Annotated in this window: 18 protein-coding genes; 11 read left to right on the forward strand and 7 right to left on the reverse strand. The window is 53.5% G+C overall.

Features of this window, described 5'->3' with window-relative positions:
• Window positions 1-9: 9 nt before the first annotated feature.
• Together H1D31_RS16615 and H1D31_RS16620 are read right to left on the reverse strand one after the other, a co-directional pair.
• Complete coding sequence (locus tag H1D31_RS16615) at window positions 10-1,497, reverse strand: DNA-3-methyladenine glycosylase 2 family protein (RefSeq protein ID WP_261259945.1); 1,488 nt, start codon at window positions 1,495-1,497, stop codon at window positions 10-12.
• Between the two features lie 29 nt (window positions 1,498-1,526).
• Window positions 1,527-3,086, reverse strand: a complete 1,560-nt coding sequence (locus H1D31_RS16620) for an FGGY-family carbohydrate kinase (protein WP_261259948.1) — start codon at window positions 3,084-3,086, stop codon at window positions 1,527-1,529.
• Window positions 3,087-3,282: 196 nt separating this feature from the next.
• On the opposite strand from H1D31_RS16620, the gene H1D31_RS16625 reads away from it, so the two are divergent.
• Both H1D31_RS16625 and H1D31_RS16630 read left to right on the forward strand, forming a co-directional pair.
• Window positions 3,283-3,945, forward strand: coding sequence for an SDR family oxidoreductase (locus H1D31_RS16625; RefSeq protein WP_261259950.1), 663 nt, complete (start codon window positions 3,283-3,285; stop codon window positions 3,943-3,945).
• 129 nt (window positions 3,946-4,074) lie between these two features.
• The gene (locus H1D31_RS16630) at window positions 4,075-5,520 is read left to right on the forward strand and encodes a capsule assembly Wzi family protein (RefSeq protein ID WP_261259951.1); all 1,446 of its coding nucleotides are present in this window, start codon (window positions 4,075-4,077) and stop codon (window positions 5,518-5,520) included.
• 81 nt (window positions 5,521-5,601) lie between these two features.
• On the opposite strand, the gene H1D31_RS16635 is transcribed toward H1D31_RS16630, so the two are convergent.
• Complete coding sequence (locus tag H1D31_RS16635) at window positions 5,602-6,084, reverse strand: hypothetical protein (protein ID WP_008950541.1); 483 nt, start codon at window positions 6,082-6,084, stop codon at window positions 5,602-5,604.
• Window positions 6,085-6,347: 263 nt separating this feature from the next.
• Between H1D31_RS16635 and H1D31_RS16640 the strand changes: the two genes are divergently transcribed.
• The 5 genes from H1D31_RS16640 to H1D31_RS16660 all read left to right on the forward strand — a co-directional run bounded on the left by H1D31_RS16640 (window position 6,348) and on the right by H1D31_RS16660 (window position 11,471).
• Window positions 6,348-7,682 (forward strand): sensor histidine kinase, encoded by a 1,335-nt coding sequence (locus H1D31_RS16640; protein WP_261259955.1) that lies wholly within the window; start codon window positions 6,348-6,350, stop codon window positions 7,680-7,682.
• Window positions 7,675-9,009: a sigma-54-dependent transcriptional regulator gene (locus tag H1D31_RS16645; protein ID WP_261259957.1), complete on the forward strand. Its 1,335-nt coding sequence runs from the start codon at window positions 7,675-7,677 to the stop codon at window positions 9,007-9,009. The genes H1D31_RS16640 and H1D31_RS16645 overlap by 8 nt, the downstream gene beginning before the upstream one ends.
• A 220-nt stretch (window positions 9,010-9,229) precedes the next feature.
• A complete protein-coding gene (locus H1D31_RS16650; protein WP_065955514.1) occupies window positions 9,230-9,814 on the forward strand; it encodes a DUF7010 family protein in 585 nt (194 codons plus the stop codon).
• 170 nt (window positions 9,815-9,984) lie between these two features.
• Entirely contained in the window at window positions 9,985-10,878 is an 894-nt protein-coding gene (locus H1D31_RS16655) for a histidine kinase (protein ID WP_261259959.1), read from the forward strand.
• Entirely contained in the window at window positions 10,875-11,471 is a 597-nt protein-coding gene (locus tag H1D31_RS16660) for a response regulator transcription factor (protein ID WP_261259961.1), read from the forward strand. The genes H1D31_RS16655 and H1D31_RS16660 overlap by 4 nt, the downstream gene beginning before the upstream one ends.
• On the opposite strand, the gene H1D31_RS16665 is transcribed toward H1D31_RS16660, so the two are convergent.
• Window positions 11,466-13,265: an alpha/beta hydrolase gene (locus H1D31_RS16665; RefSeq protein WP_065955489.1), complete on the reverse strand. Its 1,800-nt coding sequence runs from the start codon at window positions 13,263-13,265 to the stop codon at window positions 11,466-11,468. The two genes, H1D31_RS16660 and H1D31_RS16665, sit on opposite strands and share 6 nt — an antisense overlap.
• Before the next feature lie 129 nt (window positions 13,266-13,394).
• Here H1D31_RS16665 and H1D31_RS16670 point away from each other — a divergent pair, with 129 nt between their 5' ends.
• The 3 genes from H1D31_RS16670 to H1D31_RS16680 all read left to right on the forward strand — a co-directional run bounded on the left by H1D31_RS16670 (window position 13,395) and on the right by H1D31_RS16680 (window position 16,693).
• Window positions 13,395-15,416 carry a winged helix-turn-helix domain-containing protein gene (locus H1D31_RS16670; RefSeq protein ID WP_261259964.1) on the forward strand — a complete coding sequence of 674 codons (2,022 nt, stop codon included), beginning with the start codon at window positions 13,395-13,397 and terminating at the stop codon, window positions 15,414-15,416.
• Window positions 15,417-15,440: 24 nt separating this feature from the next.
• On the forward strand, window positions 15,441-16,088 hold the full coding sequence (gene hxpB, locus H1D31_RS16675) for a hexitol phosphatase HxpB (RefSeq protein ID WP_065955487.1): 648 nt from the start codon (window positions 15,441-15,443) through the stop codon (window positions 16,086-16,088).
• Between the two features lie 86 nt (window positions 16,089-16,174).
• Complete coding sequence (locus tag H1D31_RS16680) at window positions 16,175-16,693, forward strand: DUF3617 domain-containing protein (RefSeq protein ID WP_261259966.1); 519 nt, start codon at window positions 16,175-16,177, stop codon at window positions 16,691-16,693.
• Window positions 16,694-16,701: 8 nt separating this feature from the next.
• Here the strand turns inward: H1D31_RS16680 and H1D31_RS16685 are convergent, their stop codons facing one another.
• The 3 genes from H1D31_RS16685 to H1D31_RS16695 are packed head-to-tail and all read right to left on the reverse strand — an operon-like array spanning window position 16,702 to window position 20,435.
• Window positions 16,702-17,703, reverse strand: coding sequence for a LacI family DNA-binding transcriptional regulator (locus H1D31_RS16685; RefSeq protein ID WP_261259967.1), 1,002 nt, complete (start codon window positions 17,701-17,703; stop codon window positions 16,702-16,704).
• A 24-nt stretch (window positions 17,704-17,727) separates the two neighbouring features.
• Entirely contained in the window at window positions 17,728-19,068 is a 1,341-nt protein-coding gene (locus H1D31_RS16690) for a glycoside-pentoside-hexuronide (GPH):cation symporter (protein WP_261259968.1), read from the reverse strand.
• A gap of 32 nt (window positions 19,069-19,100) precedes the next feature.
• Window positions 19,101-20,435: a GH1 family beta-glucosidase gene (locus tag H1D31_RS16695; protein ID WP_261259969.1), complete on the reverse strand. Its 1,335-nt coding sequence runs from the start codon at window positions 20,433-20,435 to the stop codon at window positions 19,101-19,103.
• Between the two features lie 160 nt (window positions 20,436-20,595).
• Between H1D31_RS16695 and H1D31_RS16700 the strand changes: the two genes are divergently transcribed.
• A complete protein-coding gene (locus H1D31_RS16700; protein WP_008950557.1) occupies window positions 20,596-21,867 on the forward strand; it encodes a sugar MFS transporter in 1,272 nt (423 codons plus the stop codon).
• Window position 21,868: the final 1 nt, after the last annotated feature.

Here is a 21,868-nt window from a genome sequence, read left to right on the forward strand (position 1 = left end):
CTCACTCTCCTATTCAGCCAGCGGCTGTTTTGCCAGCGACTGCCACAACTGCAGGGTTAAATAGCTACGCCAGGGCCGGCCACTCTCTGCAGTTAACGCCAGCTCAGTTTGCTGCAGAGCGTTCTTAATACCGGCGTCACCGGCCAGCCAGATATCCGGATCGCCCAAACCGCGCATCCGGGCGTACTGGCAGGTCCAGGGGCCAATACCTTTTAGCTGTTGCCAGCGGTCGATATTATCCGGCTCGGTATCATGCAGCATATGTTCACTAAAGCGACGCAAGGTATCCCGCCGCGCCTGTGGCATTTTCAAAAAACCTAATTCACTAGCCGCGATTGCTTGCGCAGTAGGAAAGAAACGCGGCGCCTCCACCATAGCAGCCGCCACGCCACAGGGTTCACCCAGCTGTTTTACCAGCGTATTTAATAGCTGCCGGGCGGCCTGCACGCTAACTTGCTGCCCTAGAATTGCCCGCACTCCAGCTTCAAAAGGGCTCCATAAGCCGGGTAAGCGCAGGCCCTGGCAATAGCCGGGTAGCCGGGCCAACTGCGGGGCCAGATGCTGCTCGACCTGATTAATGTCCACATCCAGATCGAACAAGCGACGGATCTGTTGCAATACGGCCGGCAATACCGGCCATTGATCCAGCTCCAGCTGCAGCCGAAAACGGTGTAAATCGGGCTGATGATACAGCGTAAAATGGCCCTGAGCCTGCCGCAAAGTAAAGGTTCTGCCGTAATAATCATTGCCGGCCCACTCCAACCCCGATAATAACCGTGCCTGCAGAAATTGCCGTAACTGCTGCCAGGCAAAAGGCGGACGATAGGCTAAAAACAAGCTAATTCCGGTTGCGGCGGGCAGCTCGCGCTTGCGAATTTCACCGGGGCTGAGTTTCAGGACCTGTTTACACTGCGCATTAAAACTGCGGATACTCTGAAAACCACTAGCCAGCGCCACTTCAGTCACTGGCAAGGCGGTACTTTGCAGCAGTTGTTTCGCCAGCAGCAGTTGCTGTAATAACGCATAACGCTTGGGTGACAGCCCCAACTGGCGGTTAAACAGTTGCCGTAAGTAACGCTCTGAGACACCCAGTCGTGCGGCCAGTGCCGGCATCGCGCTCTGCTGCAAGGCGCCTTCGTCAATCAAGCGCAGTGCCCGCGTCAGGGTGCTGTTTGTGCCACGCCAGGCCGCGGATCCGGGAGCGCTGTCTGGCCGGCAACGCAAGCAGGGACGAAAACCGCCAGCAAGCGCCGCCACGGCAGAGGGGTAATACCGGACATGCTGCTCTTTGGGTGCCGGCGCCGGACAAATATTGCGACAAAAGATCCCGGTACTGGTTACCGCAACAAAGAAGCTGCCATCAAAGCGTGCATCACGCGCTAATCGGGCCTGCTGGAAAATTTGCAACTCTGTCTCAGAAAAAACCATAACCGGCTCCGGTAACGAATTGGCCTCAGTATAACCAGAACCGGCCAAATAACTGGCAGTTTTCGGCACTGATTAGCTATCGCACCACTGCAAGCACCTCACTGCGGATAACCGGTGATCTCGCGGATTTTCTGATACAGCGGCTTTAACTGGCGGTACATTTTTAAATACACCTCGCGATACAGGCGTTGATATTGTGCCGCCACGGCTGGCTCTGGTAAGAAACGCTGCGGGCTTTGACACATCGCCTGCTGCGCCTGCCTGAAATCGGCATAACGCTGTAATCCCACCATGGTAGTGATGGCAGCGCCCAGCGCTGAGGTTTCACTGGTATGCGGCCTTTCCACCGGTAAATTAAACACATTGGCAGTCAGCTGCAGAATTTGCTCGCTTTGCGCGCCGCCTCCCGATACCCGCAGCCGCTGCATCTTTACACCATTGCGACGCTCCAAACGCTCGCGGCCTTCGAGCAAGGCATAGGCCAAACCTTCAATCAGCGCCCGGTAGACATGAGCGCGCTGATGCACATCGCCAAAGCCAATTAAGGCGCCCTTGGCTTCCGGCCCCGGCTCGCGAATACCGGGTGACCAGTACGGCTGTAACATTAACCCCATACTGCCGGGCGGTACAGCTTTGAGCAGTTCATCAAACAGCTGCTCTGGTGCGATGCCCAGCTCCGCCGCTTCCTGCTGCTCCTGCAAACCAAACTGGGTTTTAAACCAACTTACCAGCCAGAAGCCACGGTAAATCATCACTTCAGTATTGTAGAAACCGGGTTGAGCCGCCGGGTAAGCCGGCAACCAGGGGCCGGGTTCTATATAGCGCCGATTGGCGGTGCTGATGGTGGCTGTAGTGCCATAGCTGATACAGCCGGTATCAGGCGTTAGACCACCAGAGCCCAAGACTTCGCAAGCCTTATCAGCAGCGGCAGCAAACAGCGGGATCCCGGCTGGCAGTCCCAACGCTTGCGCAGCGGTGCCGGTCAGCTTGCCCAATTCCGTGGCTGGGGGCTTTAATGGCGCCAACTGCGCTGGTTTTAACGATAATGCCTGCCACTTCCAGCTAAAACGGCTGGCCCAGCCCTGTTGTTGAAAGTCAAAGGGCAGGTAACCAACCTGGGCCGCACTGCAATCCACCAGCTCACCGGTCAGTTGTAAGGTCAGGTAACCGGAGAGTAAGACATAATGGGCGGTCTGTTGCCACAGTTGTGGCTGCTGCTCAGCGAGCCAGTTTGACGGCGCCCGGCGCTGAAAACGCTCGACGATTGCGGTAATACCCATTAGCCAGAACAGACTGCGCCAGCTACCAAGCCGGGGCAACACTGTGGCCGTGCGCTGATCTAACCACAGCATCGCCGGGCGAAGCGGCTGGCGGTCTTTATCCAGACAAATCATGGTGCCGCGTTGGGTGGTCAGCGTAACGGCCGCAATGTCGCTGGCAGCGACCGGACTGCGCTGCCATAAATCGGCACAGGCTGCGCTTAAGGCTTGCCAATACGCACTAACCGGCAACTCCGCCATACCGGGCTCAGGTGAGTGATACGGCGGCATCGCTTGCTGACCTTTAGCGATAATATTGCCGCTGTCGTCAACAATAATGGCGCGGACGCTTTGGGTACCAAAATCCAGCGCCAGGACATAGGTTGGGTTGCTGGCCATAGTTCTCGTTATTATCTGCCTGCTAAAACCTCACTCTAACCACAGATAATCTGAGGGTCAATTCAGCAATTAGACTTGATATTGCGCGATGCTAACCCGATATCGGCAAAGTTGTACCTAATTTATCTAAATGCCTGGTCAGTTGCTGCAGCAGCGGCGCAGACCAGACACCGGAACTGGCAGCAGGAGCGCGAAAATGCAACATATAGTGATCACTGGGGGTAATAAAGGTATTGGGCTGGCGCTGGTGAAACAGCTGCTGGCGCGTGGCAATCTGGTCAGTGTGTTATGCCGCAACAGCTCAGCTGAGCTGGAGCAAAGTGGCGCTACTGTCTATAGCGGCATTGAGCTCAGCGACAGCCGGCAACTGCAGCAACTGGCCGGCAAGTTCGCTGCCAATAGTATCGACTTACTGATCAACAACGCCGGGATCTTTAGCAATGAAACGCTGGACGATTTTGATCTGACCCGGATCCAACAGCAATTTCAGGTTGATGCACTGGCGCCACTGGCACTCAGTCAGCTGTTACTGCCAGCCATCAAAAACGGCGGCAAAATTGCCATGATCACCAGCCGCATGGGTTCTATCAGCGATAATGGCTCGGGAGCTTACTACGGTTACCGCATGGCAAAGGCCGCACTGAATGCCGGCAGTGTGTCCCTGGCCCGTGATCTAGCGCCACGTAACATTTATGTCGGTATTTACCATCCTGGCTTTGTGCAAACCCAGATGGTTGGTTTTGCCGGTGATATCAGCCCGGATGAAGCCGCCAGCCGGATAATTCAGCGCATCAATGAGCTGGATGCCAGCCGTAGTGGCCGTTTTTTTCACAGCAACGGCAGCGAGTTACCCTGGTAATGCCGGTTTGCCCGGCGCGCCGCAACAAAGTTAATCTGTTGTTCATCTTTGTATGCTAACAATGGTTTTTTATCATCTTTCAAAGGAGCTGTGCCAGCACCGCTCCTGCTTTCCAATTATGGCTTTTTCATGAAATATCTGATTTACCTGGCGTTACTGATTGCACCACCGGCCTTTGCTAAATGGTGGATTGAACCCAGTGAACTTGCCGTCAGGGCTGACTTGCAGCTTCTGGCCGATCACCGCTTATTGTCACAACCACTGAATACCTATCCGTTAGTATGGTCAGCTATCGCAACAGAATTGCAAGCGCTGGACCCACAATCACTGAGTACCCGGCAACAAGCCGCCAGACAGCGTTTACTGGCAGCCTGGCATCAAGATCAGCAGCTCGGCTTTAGTTATCAGGTAGATGCGGCGACCAGCGAAAACCGCTTTTACAGCTTTGGCGACCATTTCCGCGACAAAGCCGCTGCCCAAGTGCGTTATCAGTTCAGCAGCCAACATCTGAGCGGTAAACTCGCCGCCACGACCACAACCCGGGGCGATGAAGGGCAGCGCTGGCGTGCCGACGATAGCTATCTCGCCGCCAGACTGGGTAACTGGATGATCAGTGCCGGCAGCCTAGACCGCTACTGGGGGCCATCCTGGGATACCTCGTTACAATTTAGCCAGAATGCCAGACCTGTCCCTATGCTCAGCCTGACCCGCTACAACTCGGAGACTCTGGATCTGCCGCTGCTACGCTGGCTGGGCCCCTGGACCTTTACTACCGGCTTTGGGCAGTTAGAGGGCGATCGGGCCGTGCCACATGCCAGGCTCTGGGCTGCGCGGGCTTCTGCTAAACCGTTGGCAGGTCTGGAAATTGGCACCTCCTGGTCTATGCTGTGGGGTGGCGAAGGTTATGGCAATGGCCTCTCAGATTGGTGGCAAGATTTGTTTCAAGGCGGCAGTGAGCAAGGCACCGAAAATATGCTGGCCGGTTATGATATCCGCTGGTCGGATGTTATCGCAGGCGTGCCTTACGGCATCTATGCTCAGGTCACCGCAGAAGACTTTCACCGCGAAAAACGGCGCCTGATTAACACCGCCTTTCTGCTCGGCGCGGATATCTACCTGGAGGCACTGGATAGCCGCATCTACCTGGAATTTTCCGATACCAAGGTCGGCTGTTCCGCTGAGAGCAGCAAGCTGTATAACTGCCTGTATGAACATAGCTTTCACCTCGATGGCTACCGCTATTACCGACAAAGCCTTGGCAGCACCTATGATAATGACGCCCTGACCTGGGTCGCCGGCATTATTACGCCACTGGCAACTCAAATCAGCTGGCATAACAAAGTTCGCTGGTTACGCCTGAATCTCGATGGTCTCGATCTCAGTGAACCCGGAGGTAACAAGGTGTCACCCGGTAGATACGAACAGGTGCTACAGGCGCAAACGACTTATCAGTATCAGTTGCAGGATGGCAAGCTGAGCATCACCGCCGCGCTAACACATCGCCGCTGGCCGGGCATTGCTAAAGGTGATCGTATCGAGCCGGCGTTAGCGCTAAGCTGGGAAGGCCGGTTCTGACTGGCATCACAGCGGCAACGCTACCGATGCCGGACAAGCCAGTACTGCCGGGTTGGGACGGCAGTGCTGGCCTGCATCTGATCAGTGTTTAGCGTCGAGGATTTTTTGCAGCTCCAGTAGTTGTTCTTTGTTCAACTCCGCGCTTTCCAGCAGCCGTTTAATTGCTTCAAAGCGGTGGCCGGCAGCTTCGGCGCGAATTTTGATGATTTTTTGCTCCAGCGGTTGACCATCCGCATCCAGCACCATTACCCGCCGGACACCATTCTCCTCAATGATTTCGACATTTTTTGGCAACGGCGGCAACGGCGGTAACGGAGCCTTTGCCAGCAGCGCTTCCAGCCGTGCCGCCTGCTCCGGTGCTAACTCTTGCAATAAGGCTTGCCACTCAGCGCTTTCCCGCCAGTTGCTACCGCTAAAACGTAGCTCGCGCTTCTCGCCATCCTGCAGCACCACAATGCGGGTTTCCTGCGCTTTGCTCACTTCCGGGGCCGGCTCTGCCTGAGCTTTTGGCAGGGCACAGCCGGTTAATAGGGCGATCAGGGTCGCCAATAGGGTCTGACGCATAACAATTCCTCCTGTTGATTGGGCCAGCTGCTAATGAAAGTTTAATGCCAGAATTTTTATCTTTTTAATTCAAAATCTTAAAATGAAACCTTTACCGAACATCCCGATATCGGCACATCAGTTTCCCCATATCGGCAGATCCGCAACAGTCTCTTTGACAACACTCTCGCTAAACAGCTGATTAAGCTTATAAATTTCTTGCTGGGCAAAGTGGTATAAGCTTTGTAAGCTAAAGCCATTATCAGAGTAAGCAGGACCTCGTTATGTCAATTCGCTGGGCGCTGAGCCTGGGTATTATTTGTTTGCTGGCGTTAATGGCGCTTGGCCAAATCTGGCTGTTACAGCGGCTGGAAAATCAGCTGGCACAGCAGGTTACAGAACAAAGTACTGAAATCACCCGGGTGGTGTTATCGCAAACTGCTGCTAACCTGGAACTATTGGCAAAGGCGCCTCTGCCACCTGAACCGCCGGTTCCCGCTACGCGGCCCAGACTGGAAATTATTGAAATTGAGCATCAGGGTAAACAGTTGGATGTCAGGCTGATCAATGATCAGATGCGCCAGGCCGAGCTGGCACGCGAGGCGGCATTGCGCATTCGCGCCCAAATTCAACCCGAGCAGTTAAAACAACAACTGGAACAGTTACAACTACGCCGCCAGCAAGCGAGAAGTACGCCGCTGTTAGCCGAATTTAGCCGCTACGCGGTGCTGCTGATCGTCAGTACCACCTTGCTGGCGATACTGATAGCCTTGCTACTGGGGCATCGTCTGATTAAGCCGTTACAGCATCTGGTACAGGGGTTTCGGGCTATACAGCAAGGTCAGCTTGGACAGCAGGTGCCGGTCAGCGGCTTAAGCGAGTACCGTTATGTTAGCGACCAGTTTAACCAGATGAGCGTCCGGCTGGCCGAACTGGCCGAACAAAGCCAACGGCTGCAACAGCAACAACATCTGGCGGAGCTGGGCGAAATCAGCCGCGGCATGGTGCATGCGCTGCGCAACCCGCTGCATACCCTGAATCTGTTATTGGAGCAGGTTGCCTGCAGTGATGACCCTGCGTTACGTCAACGCTTAACTGAACAGGCCGAGCGCAAGATGCAGCATATCAACCGCAGCCTGACCGCAATGCTGACGCTAAGCTGTGCCGATATTGAACGCAGTAAGCTGGTGGCGCTAAAGCCGGTACTACAGGACCTACTACTGGAATTTAGCTCAGACCAGACCCGGATTCACTTAGCCGGTGATCTGGAGGCGCGGCTACCAGGCGCAGAAACTGAGCTTAGAACCATTTTACATTCCATACTGGCCAACGCCGTTGAGGCCAGCCCGCCTGGCGGCGAGATTACGATTGAGGTCAGGGAGCAGCCAACCGCACTACAAATTCAGATCCGGGATCAGGGCCCAGGGCTGGATCCGGCTATTGCCAGCCGCTTATTTCAGCCACATTGTTCCGGCAAAGCCGAAGGGGCTGGCATGGGGCTGTATCTGTGTAGCCGTTTACTTAAACTCTATTATCAGGGCGAAGTGCAGTTACACAATCACCCACAAGGCGGCTGCGTGGCGACACTCACCTTTCACAGGACACAACAGCATGACTGAGCGGCTACTGGTAGTAGAAGATGATGCGCAGCAGCGTCAATTGCTGTGTGAGTTACTACGCGCTGAGGATTATCAGGTACAGAGCGCTGACAGTGTCGAAACTGCGATTCTGGCCCTTAAGCAACAGCAGCTGGATTTGGTGCTATGTGACTGGAAACTGGGTCAGGGCAGTGGCCTGCAGGTACTGCAGTATCTGCGCCAGCATTATCCGCAGCTGGGTTTTGTGGTTGCGACGGCCTATGGCTCGGTCAGCCATGCGGTAGAAGCCATTCAGGCCGGTGCCGACGACTACCTGACCAAGCCGTTTAAACGGCAGGAGCTGTTGCTGGCAATCAGCAAGGGCCTCAGTGCCTGGCGGTTACGGCAGCAAAATCAACAACTCACCGAACAGTTAAGCGAGCAACAGCAACTGGTCGAGCTGATTGGCCATGCGCCCTGTATGCAGCAGTTGTTTCAGCGCATCAATCGTATCAGCGCCAGCCACGCCACTGTGCTGATCAGCGGCGAAAGTGGCACCGGCAAAGAGCTGGCTGCCCGAGCATTGCATCAGTTATCCGGGCGCAAGGGCCCCTTTATCGCCATTAACTGCGGTGCAATTCCGGAGCAACTGGCCGAGGCTGAGCTGTTCGGTGCCGAAAAAGGCGCCTATACCGGCGCTCATCAGAGTAAAGCCGGGAAATTTGAAGCCGCTAATGGCGGCACCCTGTTTCTGGATGAAGTGGCCGAGCTACCGGCTGCGCTGCAGGCCAAACTGTTGCGACTGCTACAGGAAGGCAAGGTCACGCGGCTGGGTAGTCATCAGGAAATTAGCCTGGATGTGCGGCTTATTGCAGCCAGCCATCAGGATCTGGCCCTGGCGGTGCAGGAAGGTCGCTTTCGGGAGGATTTGTTTTACCGCTTAAATGTGGTGCCACTGCATATGCCAGCGTTGCGCGAACGACGGGAAGATATCCCGCGACTGATCCAGCATTTTTTACAAAAAAGCCAGCAACGCTATCAGCTGCCGGCAGCAGAGCTGAGTAAAACCGCGCTGCGCCAACTAATGGACTACCCCTGGCCCGGCAATGTGCGTGAACTGGCAAACCGTATTGAGCGCTTTGTATTACTGGCAGATGAGCGCGAGCTATTAGCCGATCTTAACACCGCAGCTACCGTCAGCAGCGGCTTTGTATTACCGGCGGAGGGCCTGAACTGGCAACAACATGAGCGCGACTGCCTGCTGCAGGCGTTATCGCGTAGCAACGGCAACCGCGCCCAGGCAGCCAAACTACTGCAGCTACCCTATAAAGCATTTTTGTACCGGCTGGAGAAATACCAACTGAGTTAGTGCGTAAGGGAAGCACTAAGCTTAAGTTCTGGTTAGTGCCTGCCACTGCTAGTCTCAACACAGCCGCTCATCCATGCTATGGATCACCGCTCTCTGCTGGCGGTGATCTTATCGAACGATACAGATGACATTTGTCATGACAAAGTCCTGACAGCTGACACTGCCCGGCAATCCATTCACAGCAGATACTTTACCTACCAACAAGATGGAGGGTAATAAAATGCAGCAATACACCTTAGAACAGCAACGAACAGACTTTAGTAACAGACGTTTTCTGGCAATGCCGTTAAGCGGGCTTTTGGTCTGGTTAACTTTGGCACTGACTGGCTGGTTATTACCGCCTTATCAGGCGACGCTTGCCATCTTTCTCGGCACCGGTGGCATTGTTTATCTGGGTATGCTGCTTGCCCGTTTTACCGGCGAAAGTCTCAACTTTAATAAAAAGCAGAAAAACCCGTTTGACGCCTTATTTTTGCATGGTGTCGGTATGGCGTTTTTAGTCTACGCACTGGCAATTCCATTTTTCCTGGCCGATTACCGCTCGCTACCATTCACGGTGGGGGTCTTAACCGGATTAATGTGGCTACCTCTGGGCTGGATTATTCAGCACTGGATTGGCCTCTTCCATGCTGTCGCCCGCACTCTATTGTGCACACTCTGCTGGGTTTTCTTTCCGGAGCATAGTCTGGTAATGATACCGCTGGTGATTGTTGCGATATATTTAATCAGTATTCTTACTCTGGAAAGGCGCTGGCAGCGGTTAAACCGTCAGCAAAGCAACGGACAACTGGAAGTGGCAAGATGAACCTGCGGTTAGAACAAAAAATGAGCTGGGTTTACCTGTTAAATCTGACGCTTTTCCTGGCTCCGTTGCTCTTGGTCCCTTACCAGCTATGGCATTACGCAGCCATGGTTGTGACACTTATCGGCTTTTTGTACTGCTATTTTGTAGCATACCGACAAAATAGCTCACAGATGTTGTGGCCCGTGCTGGGCATGGTGGTGATTGCAACCCTGATTGCTCCTATAAACCCAGGCGCCATCAGCATGTTTAGCTTTGCCGGATTTTTTATTGGCTTTGCCTGTACATTGCGGCTTTATCTGTTACTGATGGCTGCACTTTGCGCCATCCTGATCACGCTGGATGTGACGGGTCTTATTCTCTGGCCATACTTTTTACTGCTTGGTTTGCCTGTTGTAATAGGCGTTAGCTTGCTGGGCAGAGTTGAGCAACAGCGGCAATTACGCCTACGTCAGGAACAACAAAGTCATGACGAAATCAAGCAACTGGGAGCCATGGTCGAGCGCGAGCGGATTGGCCGTGATCTGCACGATATCTTAGGGCACACCCTGTCGAGCATTATCTTAAAAGCTGATTTGGCGGAAAAACTGCTGGCACGCCAGCAAGCAGAGGCAGCACAGCAGCAACTGACCGAACTTAGCGCTATCGCCCGCGATGCATTAAGTCAGGTGCGGCAAAGTGTCTCCGGTTTTAAACATCAGGGGTTAACTGCCGAAGTGGCGAAACTGCTGTCGCGCTTGCGTGATGCCGGCTTTCAGGTCGAACTGAGCGGTGAGATCCCACAGCTGGATAGCCGCCGTGAAACCACAGTGATTCTGGCGCTGACCGAGCTCGTTACTAATATTATGCGTCACAGCCAGGGCGATAGCTGTCAATTAGGTTTTATGCAAAACAATCATCGCTTACAGCTGCAACTTACCGACAACGGCAAAGCCGCAGCATTCAAAGAAGGCAACGGTTTAACCGGCCTGCGGCAGCGCCTTGCTGCGATTGGCGCACAGTTAACGTTAGAACACGGCTCTGGCTTTAGGGCTATCATTGATTTACCGCTACAGGAGCCGCTATGAATATTTTACTGGCTGAAGATCAGGCAATGGTACGCACTGCCTTAGCTTCTTTACTGCGCTTAGAAGCCAATATGCAGGTGACGGAAGCGGTGGATGGTAACGCAGCCTTACAACAGTTAAAGCAACACAGCTTTGATATGCTGCTCACCGATATTGAAATGCCGGGCGCCAGCGGTATTGAACTGGCGCAGTACGTACAACAGCAAAAGCTGGCTACCAAGGTAGTGATTATTACCACCTTCGGCCGCGCCGGTTATGTCAAAAGGGCGATGGATGCCGGCGTCGGCGGCTTTTTATTAAAAGATGCGCCGGTCGAACAGCTGGTGCAGGCGATGCAACAGGTGATGACAGGCAAAAAAGTGGTCGACAGTGAGCTGTTACTCAATTCACTGGGTGAGCAGGACCCGTTAACCGAAAAAGAGCGCCAGGCACTACAGTTAGCAGCTGAAGGCAAAAGCACCGGCGAAATTGCCAGTGCGCTCTATATTGCCGAAGGCACCGCCCGCAACTATTTGTCGGAAGCCATCAGCAAACTTAACGCGGCTAACCGCGTTGATGCCGCGCGCATTGCGCGGCAAAAAGGTTGGTTATAGTTTTGGTTCGATCATCCGCTGCAACGCCTGCAAAATCTGCTCTGGCTGTTGCAGCATCAGTAAATGCTCCTGTTGGGCTACCGCAATATAGTGGCCACCGGAAACCTCAGCTTGGCGCTGCCCCCATTGTGCTGCCTCAGCACGCATCTGCTGATAGCTGGCTGCCTGGTCCGGATTTTTTACTATCTCCGCCAATTCGAATTCGGTATCAATAATAGTTACCGGCACAGAGGTCAGTAGCTCCAGTTCGCTGTAAAGCTGTAAATCGTTGGCATAGTTCGCTATTTCGCGAGCCCGGCTTTGCTGGTGCCCTACCAGCAGCCGCTGTTGCTGCACTAAATCGAAGTACTGCCAATCCATCAAATGCTGATACGCTGCCGGTACTAATTGCGCGACCTGCTGCCGCTCTGTTGCTAGTTTGTCGGCGGTACGCTGCGTCCAGCGTCCTTCGGCCAGATGCGGCAGCAAGGCAGCTAAATTTGCCTGATACCAGTCAACCGGATAGCCGCTGTAGCTCGCAACCGATTGGCTCAACGGAATATCCGGATCTATCAGTAATAAACCTTGGGTAGTAAAGCCCGGATTATCCTGCTGTAACAATAGTCTGGCACTGATGCTGCTGCTGGCAAAGGCAACCAGCACTATGTCTTGCTCACCCAGGGCGCTGATAATCGCCGGTAAATCTTTCGCAAAGCGTTGATAGGACAGCTCAGGATCTGCGTCACTCCAGGCATTGCCCAAACGGTCAATGGCATGCACCCGATACTGCTGTGCCAGCATAGGCTGCAGCAGGCTATACCAGGCACTGTCGCTGTGGTAATTCTGATTCGGTCCGGCCAGCAAGATCACAGCGGGTCCCGTTGTGGTTTGCCCCAAGCTGCGCACATGATAACCCTGCCCAGCTACCTCAACCCGCTGCGAGCCCTGCGGCAAGGTCGGCTTATTCAGCTCGGCGAAAAAGCGCAACACTTCGCCTGAGGTATTAAAGCCACTAAACTGCCATTGGTGCCCACCTTTATTTATTGCATACAACTCCGCTTTTTCGACGCCATTGGTATAGGCAGTCAGCTCAACCTGGTTCGACAGGCTCCGTTTGATCGGCTCAGGTAAGCTGCGATTGCGTAGTGAAAATAAGCGTATTGCGGCTTCGGCACTGATCAATGCGAAATTCGGATGGAACATGCCATAGTAAGGCAATACACCATCATCTTTAGCAATCACCATCATCACGGAAACAGGCTGGGTAGGGTAGCAATCCTCAGCAAGTTGTTTCGACATCGGCGCAGCAACGACGGCGACCGCTTTAAACACCGTACTGCGGTTACAGGCCAGGTTTTGGGTAAATAAGCCGCCTTGCGAGAAGCCGGCAGCATAGACTTCGCCCGGTTGCAGCCGGTATTTTTTAGCAATATCGGCGATCACCTGGTCAACAAAGCCAAGGTCATCGGCACCCAGCCGGTGTGCAATATTACAACCGCAGCCCTCATTCCACTCGATTTGCTCTGATTGCGGATACGCCAGAATATAGTCACCGGATAATTTTTCGAAGCCAGCAATTTGCTGCATGCCCGCAGACGAGCCACTTGAACCATGAAAAGCCAATAACAACTTGTATGCTTTATCGGCCTCAAATCCGGCCGGCAAAGCCAGAATATAGCTGCGTGAACCCAAGATCACATTATTGGTGTTGCCGCCGCCGGGGGTAACGACAGTCCCCGTGGTCGATTTACTGCCACCACCACAAGCAGTTAACATTATCGCAAATAAAATGAAAATCGGCCGAAACTGTTGCATAGTAACCTCCTGAACATAAGTCAGTTACCAACTTAGTGAGCATCGGCCTTAGCCGACAGCGGTGTAGCTGATTTTTAGATGATAAAAAGCTTACGGGCGCCGCTTAATGCAGAATATCCGGGCAAAATAATGACCGACGTAAAATTTTTGAATATTGGACAAGTGATCTTTGACCGCTCACGTCGGGAACTCTGTACTGCGCAGCAGCGGATCTATCTGGAGCCGAAACTCTTTGCCTTGCTGGAATTACTGGTAAACGCCGAACAAGGCCAGGTCAGCCGTGACCAATTAATCACAGAGGTGTGGCAGGGACGCGTAGTCAGTGAGGGCGCGATAAACCGGGCTATTTCATTGCTAAGAAAGGCCTTTGCCAATCTCGATCCGTCCACACCTTATATTGAAACTCTACCGAAACTGGGCTATCGCCTGGCCGCACCAGTTAGCCCGGCGGATCACAGCCCTGAGTATCAGCACAAATCCAGAACAGGCGCCGTGATGATTGGCGTGAGCCTGGTATTGGTTTCATTACTTGGTTGGTTAGCCATCAGTTGGTTCCGGGCCGACTCGGCCCCACAGTGGCTAGGCAGTGGTGCGCCGTTAACCCGGCTCACGCATTTGGAGGGGTCAGAGTTTTCAATCAGCGCTAATGCCAAGCAGTTACTGTTTCATCATCTTGATCCGCATAATCACAGTCAAATCTGGCTGTTACAACAGGGGCAGGCAACGCAGTTAACCATGGATAGTCTGCAGCATCAGGGGGCCGCACTGGATCCCAGCGGACGCTGGATCGTCTTTGCGCGCCATCAGCAGCAGCGCTGTGAAGTTAGCTTAATGGATCTGCAACAGCGCACTGAGCGTGTATTGTTTGGCTGCCCGCCGGACAGCGTGTTTCAGGCCAGTTGGCTGGCCAGCAGTGAGGGCTTTTATTTCCGGCAACGCGAGGATAAAACCAAGCCCTATGCGCTGTTTCGCTATCTGTTAGCAACCGGTCAGCGGCAACAACTGACTGCACCGGCCAGTGATAATCTGGCTGGCGAAATCAGCCTGGCGGCGGCACCGGCAAGCGCAGTCGGCTCTGCGCCAGAAGCCCTGGCCAGCGCCCGCTATATCGGACATCAGGCTACCGAGTTGCTGGTAATGCAAGCACCCAACTGGCATAGCACGCATCGGCAAAAACTGCCTTTTGCGATCAGTCATCTACAATGGTTAACCCCGGAATTACTGTTGCTCAGCTCTGACACCACCCTTTATCAGTATCACCTGCCATCCGCACAATGGCAGCCGCTGTATCAGGCTAAGCAGCGTATTCAGTCCTTTGTCGCTGTGGCAAATCAGCTCTACGTGGCAGAGCAACAGGCCGAATCCGGGATCTGGCGCTATCAGCTGGCCAATGGCCAGCAAGACGCTATCATCGCAGCACAGTATCTGAATACCATGCCGCGGATTAGCCGTGACGGCCAGACGCTGTATTTTCTCAGTAACCGCTCCGGCCAGTATCAAATCTGGCAACAAACGGCAGCAGGCGAGCTGGCCGCCATCGCTGAGCTGCCGGCTGGACCGCACTTCACCCGACTCAGTCTGGCTCCAGATCAAACTAAGCTGGTATTTAGCCAGGATGGCGCCGCCTATGAAGTTGACCTTAGTAACAGACGGCCAAACCAACTGCTCGACAATACCAGTGGCGCTAATGTGGTTAACTATACAGATGATTCGGCAGGGCTGGTGTTTAGTAGCGATCGCAGTGGTGATTGGCAGCTCTGGCAGTATCAACCAGCAGATCAGACCCTGACGCAATTAACCTCGGGCGGCGGCTATAGTGGCGTGATCCGGGACGGCCAACTGTACTTTAGCCGCTATCACCAACAGGGCTTGTGGCGCAAAACCCTGCCTGACGGCGATGAAGAACTGCTACTGGCTGATTTTGATCTGATTAACTGGTTAAACTGGCAACTGCTGGACGATAGGTTGTATTTTTACCGTCCGCAATCCGGGATTTGGCAATATTCTTTAACTACTGGCGAGACCCAAATAGTGATGCCGCTGGTTGCCGATTTTGTTCATCAGTTCAGTGTCAATAAAGACAGTATTTATTATGTTAAACGCGGCCGGGTAGCAGGCGATATCTATCAGATCCCACTGCTCAGGCCCTAACCATTGGTATAACGTCGGATGACTATGGCATTTCAGGCAGTAATTTTTGACATGGACGGTGTACTGATCGACTCTGAGCCACTCTGGCATCAGGCCGAACAGCAAATTCTCGGCGGGCTGGGCGTTGATTTTAGCCGGCCACCACTACTACAAAGTACCGGCCTTACCACGGCTGCGGTCATTGCGCACTGGTATCAGCATCAGCCCTGGCCCTTACTCAGCCCGGAGCAGGTGCATCAGCAGATTATCGACTTTGTTGCCTCGGGCGTCGCCAGCAGCGGCGAACCGAAAACCGGCTTACTGGCGCTGCTGGCCGAAAATGCACGGCGTCAGCTCAAGATGGCCGTCGCCACCAACTCGCCTAAGTTGCTGCTGGATACCACCTTACAGCGACTACAAATCCGGCAGTATTTTCAGGCGCACTGTCATTTAGAGCTGGTCAGTCGCGGTAAGCCGGCGCCAGATATTTATCTGCTGGCGGCCAGCCAGCTTGGCGTCGCTCCAGAGCAGTGTCTGGTCTTTGAGGATTCCTTTGCCGGCGTAACGGCTGCCAAAGCCGCCGGGATGACAGTGGTCGCCATTCCAGCAGAGCATGAATGGCAACACAGCAAATTTGCCATTGCCGATTATAAGATACGCTGCTTTAGCGAGTTTGACTGGGCCCAGCTGTAACCTGCTGCTAAGCAACAGCTGACTGGCAGAACAATGAAAATTGGTCTAGTCTTGCCATAAATCACTCTACTGCAGGGAGCAACCTGATGCGTATTCGCCTTCTTTTCACCCCGCTGTTACTGGTCAGTATGATGGCCAGTGCCAATATCGAACTCGATCTGGAACCGGGGCTGTGGCAACACAGCTTTAAAGTCAGTAGCCAAAGCGGCAGGCTGGAACAGATGATGCAGGAATTTCAGCAGCAACTGGCCGCCATGCCAGAGGCGCAGCGGCAAATGATGCTGGACATGCTAAAGGCACAGGGTATGAGCTTTGATGGCATGAATGGCAGTATCGAAGTTTGTATGACCGCAGAAGATCTGAAGCAGGGCAAGCTGCCGGAGCAGGAAGGCTGCAATCAACAACTGACTCAGCAAGATAAAAACCGCTTTAGCTATACCTTCCAGTGTAGCTCGGAGCCGCCAAGCAGTGGCAGTGGTGAAATGCTGATTATCGATCGCAAAACCTATCAGGGCACGGCCAGCTTTAGCAGCGACTTTGATGGTCAACAAGAACAGATGAAAATGAGTCAGCAAGGGCGCTGGTTACGTAGTAACTGCACCTAGTCAAGGGACTAAGTGGCAGCCAGCACCGAATCCCGGCTAATTAGCGCCGGTTCAAATAACTGCTGCACCTCGTTGCTTTCTTGCTGATATACCTCGCGCAGCACCCAGCGGGCAGCCATCTGCCCCATGGCACTGATCGGATAATCGATAGTCGACAGCTTCGGGTAGGTGTAATAGGCAAAATTGACATTGTCATAGCCCATTACCGACAGCTGCTGCGGAATGTTAAGCCCAAGCTCACGCGCGGCAGTAATGGCGCCCGATGCCATCTCATCGTTAGCACACACCAGCGCACTAAAGGCTTTACCCGTTTTCAGCAGGCTCTCTAAGCCCTTGCTACCACCGGTTTCGCGGAAATCACCCTCAAAAAATAGTGCCGGATCAGCAGTAAGCTGATATTCCGCCAGCGCGCGCTGATGGCCATGATAACGATCGCGGGCGTCGGTTTTCCACATCGGGCCGGCAATATAGGCAATCTGCCGGTGCCCTTGCTGCAACAAATGCCGGGTAGCCAAATAGCCACCCAGCTCGTTGTTTAAACTGATACAACGGTCGGCAATGGCCGGAATATGGCGGTTAAGTAACACAAAGGGCGTATCACCGGCGGCTAGCTGCAGTAAATAGTCATCGGATACCGCCTCGACATGCAGGATCAGCGCATCACAATTACGGCTTTGCAGAAAGTCGATGCCGTCTTGCTCGGTGGCCAGATCACTGTGACCTGCGGTAATGATCACATGTTTGCCAGCCGCGCGAAATTCGGCTTCAATACCGGTTAGCATGGCACCATAGAAAGGACCGTGCAGTTCCGATACCAGCACCCCGATACTGTTCGAGCGATTCGAGGCCAGCGACTGCGCAATACTATTTGGCCGGTAATCCAGCTGTGCCATGGCATCGAGCACCTTACGCCGGGTCGACTCCTTAACCGGCGTATTGTTGTTCATCACCCGTGATACGGTGGCCAGTGACACACCAGCCAGCTTGGACACTTCGTAAATCGTCGCCATAGTGCGAACTTATCCTTTCCTCAATCAGATTTTCATTGCGGCTTCCCGCGCCGCCAAATCGGCCGATACCTGCGCCACCCGCTGCCGGTGCAACGGATAAGAGCGCATTACCCAGGCGACCAATACTGAAGCCAGCGCCGGCAGCAACGTAAAGCTCAATAAAATACCCTGTTGCGTCACCGCCGATTGCTCTGCCGCCGGCTGATACTGATAAAACGCCAATAACCAGCCAGCTAAAGCACCACCCACTGCCAGGCCCAGCTTAATAAAAAATACCACCGAAGAGTACACCAGGCCGGTGGTGCGCACACCGGTTAACCACTGACCATAATCTACCACATCAGCCATTTTTGCCCACAACATTGGTGTCGCCATTTGTAAAAAGAAACACCAGGCGATATGCAGGGCAATTGCCAGCTGCCACTGACTGCTACCAACCCAGAAGCCAGCGGCACAAAGTAAAGCAGCCAGCAGCTGCAGGGCAATATAGGCTTTCACTTTATCTACCCGCGCCGCAACAAACTGGGCACAGGCGCAACCGGCGATATTGCCCAGCATACCCAGTGTCATAAAGGTGGTCACCAGATCCTCGCGCTGCAAAAAATACTTCACATAATAAATAACCAGGGTGTTTTTCAACACCATGCCGATGAGTAGCAGCAAAGCCGCCAGACTCAGCACCCGCCAGGCCGGATTTTGCCACAATGCCTTAAGTCCGGCTTTTAACGTCAGTTGCTGATCGGCAGGTGGCTTAACCCGTTCGCGCGTACCTTTAAAACAGAGTAAAAACAGCAGCACACCCAGCACGCTCATTGCCGCTATCGTCAGCTGATAACCCTTGGCCTGATCGCCCTGCCCAAAAAAACTCACCAAGGGCAGAGTGCAGGCGGTGACCAGCAAGCCCCCCAACATACCAAACACAAAGCGGTAGGATTGCACCGACACCCGCTCATCCGGATCGGCAGTCAGCACGCCGCCCAATGCCGAATAGGGAATATTGATAGCGGTATAGGCCAGCATCAGTAGGGTATAGGTAATAAAGGCATACCAGATTTTGCCGCTGGGCGATAAATCCGGCGTAGTAAAGGCTAATACGCTAATAAAAGCAAAGGGTAGCGCCAGATACAACAGATAAGGCCGGTATTGGCCAAAGCGGCTTTGGGTTTTATCTGCCAGCGCCCCCATCAGCGGATCGGTGATGGCATCGATAATCCGCACCACTAAAAACATGGTGCCGACCACAGCCGGCGAAATGCCAAAAATATCGGTATAAAAAAAGGTTAAAAACAACATCACCGTCTGAAAGATGATGTTGCTGGCAGTATCGCCAAGGCCATAAGCGATTTTTTCTTTTTTGGTCAGCATAATTCTACCCTGTTGCAGTGCGCTGCTTATTATTATTTTCTGCTTTGCCAAAGTTGCTGCAATGCCCGGCCGCTGGCTTTAACAATGCGCTGCTGACTGGCGTAATCGACATAGACTATACCAAAACGCTTGGCATAGCCCTCGGCCCATTCAAAATTATCCAGCAAACTCCAGGCGAAATAACCGCGCACATTCACGCCGGCAGCAATGGCCTGCTCGGTCGCCACTAAGTGGCTTTGATAATACGCCAGTCGGTCAGCGTCCTGTACTTCGCCATCTACCAGTTGATCGACCATGGCCGCGCCATTCTCGGTAATGTAGACCGGCGGCAGCGGATAACGCTGATGTAGCTGTAACAGAATTTCCGTTAAACCTTGCGGATAGATTTCCCAGCCCATGTCGGTCAGTGGCGGTTGTGTCGGTTTAACATCATGAAACCAGCCATCTTTACCGGCAGTAAACACGGTACGGGTATAGTAATTAATGCCGAGAAAATCCAGCGGCTGAGCAATAATTTGTAGATCGCCCTCAGCGATCTGCGGCCATTCAGCTGGCGCCAGGTAGGCGCTCAGATCCGGATAGCTACCTTCCAGTAAAGGTTGCAGATACCACTGATTATGATACTGATCGGCCAACCAGGCGGCCTGTTGATCGGCTTTGGCTTCGGTCGCAGCAAAGCAAGGGCTGAAATTCAGTACTATGCCGTTCAGCGCTTGCGGACAGTTACGGCGCAACACCTGTAGAGCCAGACCGTGCGCCAGCAATAGGTGGTGGGCCGCCTGCCGGCCATGCTGGCGGTTTTGTTCGCCCGGCGCATGAATGCCGGCCTCATAACCCAGATAGGCGCTGCAGAAGGGCTCATTTAAGGTGGCATATGAATAAACTTTATCGCCAAAGGCCTGACTGACAATATCGGCATATTCGGCAAAACGATAGGCAGTGTCCCGATTTAGCCAGCCGCCTTGATCTTGCAGATATTGCGGCAAATCCCAATGGTATAGCGTAACAAAGGCTTTGATCTGCCGTGCTTCCAACTCAGCAAGTAAATCCAGATAAAACTGCAGGCCGGCCTGGTTAACGCTGCCATCGGTGCGGATCACCCGGCCCCAGGCCACGGAAAAGCGATAGGCATCCACCCCCAGGCTACTGATGAGTTCGATATCATCACGCCAGCGGTTCAGATGATCGCAGGCTACCAGCCCATCAGAGCCGTCGCGAATCCGGCCAGGCTCGGCGCAAAAGGTATCCCAGATACAGGGCTCGCGACTTTCGGCAGCACCCTCAATCTGAAAGGCGGCGGTGGCGACACCAAAGATAAAATCTGAGCGTAACAGCGGTGAGTTTTCGGCTAAAACAATCTTCTGCATAGAGGCTTCTTCTGTCTGGTTTTTGCACATGCTTTTTACACAATGACGCCAAAAAATATTGCGCTCAGCGGCAGGTGTGCTATAAATGAAAGCGCTTACATTAATACTAGACGCCGCTTTGCCGAACGTCAATTAAAACAGAAACGACAAGGGAACCCTTATGGCTGCCACACCCATTATTACGCCAGACGCTGCGGCGCAGCCCGGCGCGCCAACCAGCTACCGCTTTGCGTTAACGGCTCTCACCTCATTATTTTTTATGTGGGGTTTTATTACCTGCTTAAACGACATCCTGATCCCCTATTTAAAACTGTTGTTCGATCTGAACTATACCCAGGCGATGCTGATCCAGTTCTGCTTTTTTAGCGCATACTTTGTGGTGTCAGTGCCGGCCGGTATGCTGGTCAGCCGCATTGGCTACAAGTCGGGCATTGTCACCGGTTTGTTAATCGCCGGAGCCGGCTGTTTGCTGTTTTTACCGGCAGCACAGATGCATGTCTATGCGATGTTCCTGTTTGCACTTTTTGTACTGGCCTCAGGTATTACTATTTTGCAGGTGGCGGCAAATCCTTATGTCAGCGTAATGGGTAAACCGGAAACCGCCTCCAGCCGCTTGACCATGACGCAGGCCTTTAACTCCCTGGGCACCACAGTCGCGCCCTTCTTCGGTGCCTGGCTGATTTTCGGTGGTATGAATGCCCCTGAGCCGGTACCGGGTGCCGTTACCGAATCGACCGTACAAGTGCCTTATTTAATCCTGGCCGCCAGTCTGATCGTATTAGCGGTCATTTTTGCCTGGTTAAAACTGCCGGCAATGGGTAAGAAAGATCCGGCAGAGGCTCTGCCACTGGGTGGTAAAGCCTGGCAGCAGCGGCATTTAGTACTGGGCGCTATTGGTATCTTTGTTTATGTTGGCGCCGAAGTCGGTATCGGCAGCTTTTTAGCGATTTATCTGTCGCAACCCGAGATTGGGGGCATGACCACAGCGGCGGCATCGCACTATATTTCCTGGTACTTTGGCGGTGCTATGGTCGGCCGCTTTATTGGTGCGGCCGTGATGCAAAAACTGAATCCGGGTCGGGTACTGGCCTTTAATGCCATTATGGCGGTGCTGCTGCTGGCGATCACTATTCTGTCTTCCGGCAAGCTGGCGATGTGGTCTTTACTGCTGGTTGGCCTGTGTAATTCGATTATGTTTCCGACCATTTTCAGCCTGGCGATCCAGGGTCTGAAACAATATACCAGTCAGGGCTCAGGTATTCTGTGTCTGGCTATCGTGGGTGGTGCCATACTGCCGCTGCTGCAAGGTATGTTAGCCGACCAGATCGGGGTGCAACTGGCTTTTGTCTTGCCACTGGTATGTTACCTGTATATTGCCTTCTATGGCCTGAAAGGCTGTATCCCGCAAACTCCCGCTGTAACTAAGGAATAAA

The sequence above is a fragment of the Alishewanella sp. BS5-314 genome (assembly GCF_025377695.1).
GTDB lineage: Bacteria > Pseudomonadota > Gammaproteobacteria > Enterobacterales > Alteromonadaceae > Alishewanella > Alishewanella aestuarii.

Bases quoted from the DNA above. Each gene is read 5' to 3' on its own strand.
- H1D31_RS16620 (WP_261259948.1), bottom strand. From the start codon at position 3,086: ATGGCCAGCAACCCAACCTATGTCCTGGCGCTGGATTTTGGTACCCAA.
- H1D31_RS16625 (WP_261259950.1), top strand. From the start codon at position 3,283: ATGCAACATATAGTGATCACTGGGGGTAATAAAGGTATTGGGCTGGCG.
- H1D31_RS16630 (WP_261259951.1), top strand. From the start codon at position 4,075: ATGAAATATCTGATTTACCTGGCGTTACTGATTGCACCACCGGCCTTT.
- H1D31_RS16635 (WP_008950541.1), bottom strand. From the start codon at position 6,084: ATGCGTCAGACCCTATTGGCGACCCTGATCGCCCTATTAACCGGCTGT.
- H1D31_RS16640 (WP_261259955.1), top strand. From the start codon at position 6,348: ATGTCAATTCGCTGGGCGCTGAGCCTGGGTATTATTTGTTTGCTGGCG.
- H1D31_RS16645 (WP_261259957.1), top strand. From the start codon at position 7,675: ATGACTGAGCGGCTACTGGTAGTAGAAGATGATGCGCAGCAGCGTCAA.
- H1D31_RS16650 (WP_065955514.1), top strand. From the start codon at position 9,230: ATGCAGCAATACACCTTAGAACAGCAACGAACAGACTTTAGTAACAGA.
- H1D31_RS16655 (WP_261259959.1), top strand. From the start codon at position 9,985: ATGTTGTGGCCCGTGCTGGGCATGGTGGTGATTGCAACCCTGATTGCT.
- H1D31_RS16660 (WP_261259961.1), top strand. From the start codon at position 10,875: ATGAATATTTTACTGGCTGAAGATCAGGCAATGGTACGCACTGCCTTA.
- H1D31_RS16665 (WP_065955489.1), bottom strand. From the start codon at position 13,265: ATGCAACAGTTTCGGCCGATTTTCATTTTATTTGCGATAATGTTAACT.
- H1D31_RS16670 (WP_261259964.1), top strand. From the start codon at position 13,395: ATGACCGACGTAAAATTTTTGAATATTGGACAAGTGATCTTTGACCGC.
- hxpB (WP_065955487.1), top strand. From the start codon at position 15,441: ATGGCATTTCAGGCAGTAATTTTTGACATGGACGGTGTACTGATCGAC.
- H1D31_RS16680 (WP_261259966.1), top strand. From the start codon at position 16,175: ATGCGTATTCGCCTTCTTTTCACCCCGCTGTTACTGGTCAGTATGATG.
- H1D31_RS16685 (WP_261259967.1), bottom strand. From the start codon at position 17,703: ATGGCGACGATTTACGAAGTGTCCAAGCTGGCTGGTGTGTCACTGGCC.
- H1D31_RS16690 (WP_261259968.1), bottom strand. From the start codon at position 19,068: ATGCTGACCAAAAAAGAAAAAATCGCTTATGGCCTTGGCGATACTGCC.
- H1D31_RS16695 (WP_261259969.1), bottom strand. From the start codon at position 20,435: ATGCAGAAGATTGTTTTAGCCGAAAACTCACCGCTGTTACGCTCAGAT.
- H1D31_RS16700 (WP_008950557.1), top strand. From the start codon at position 20,596: ATGGCTGCCACACCCATTATTACGCCAGACGCTGCGGCGCAGCCCGGC.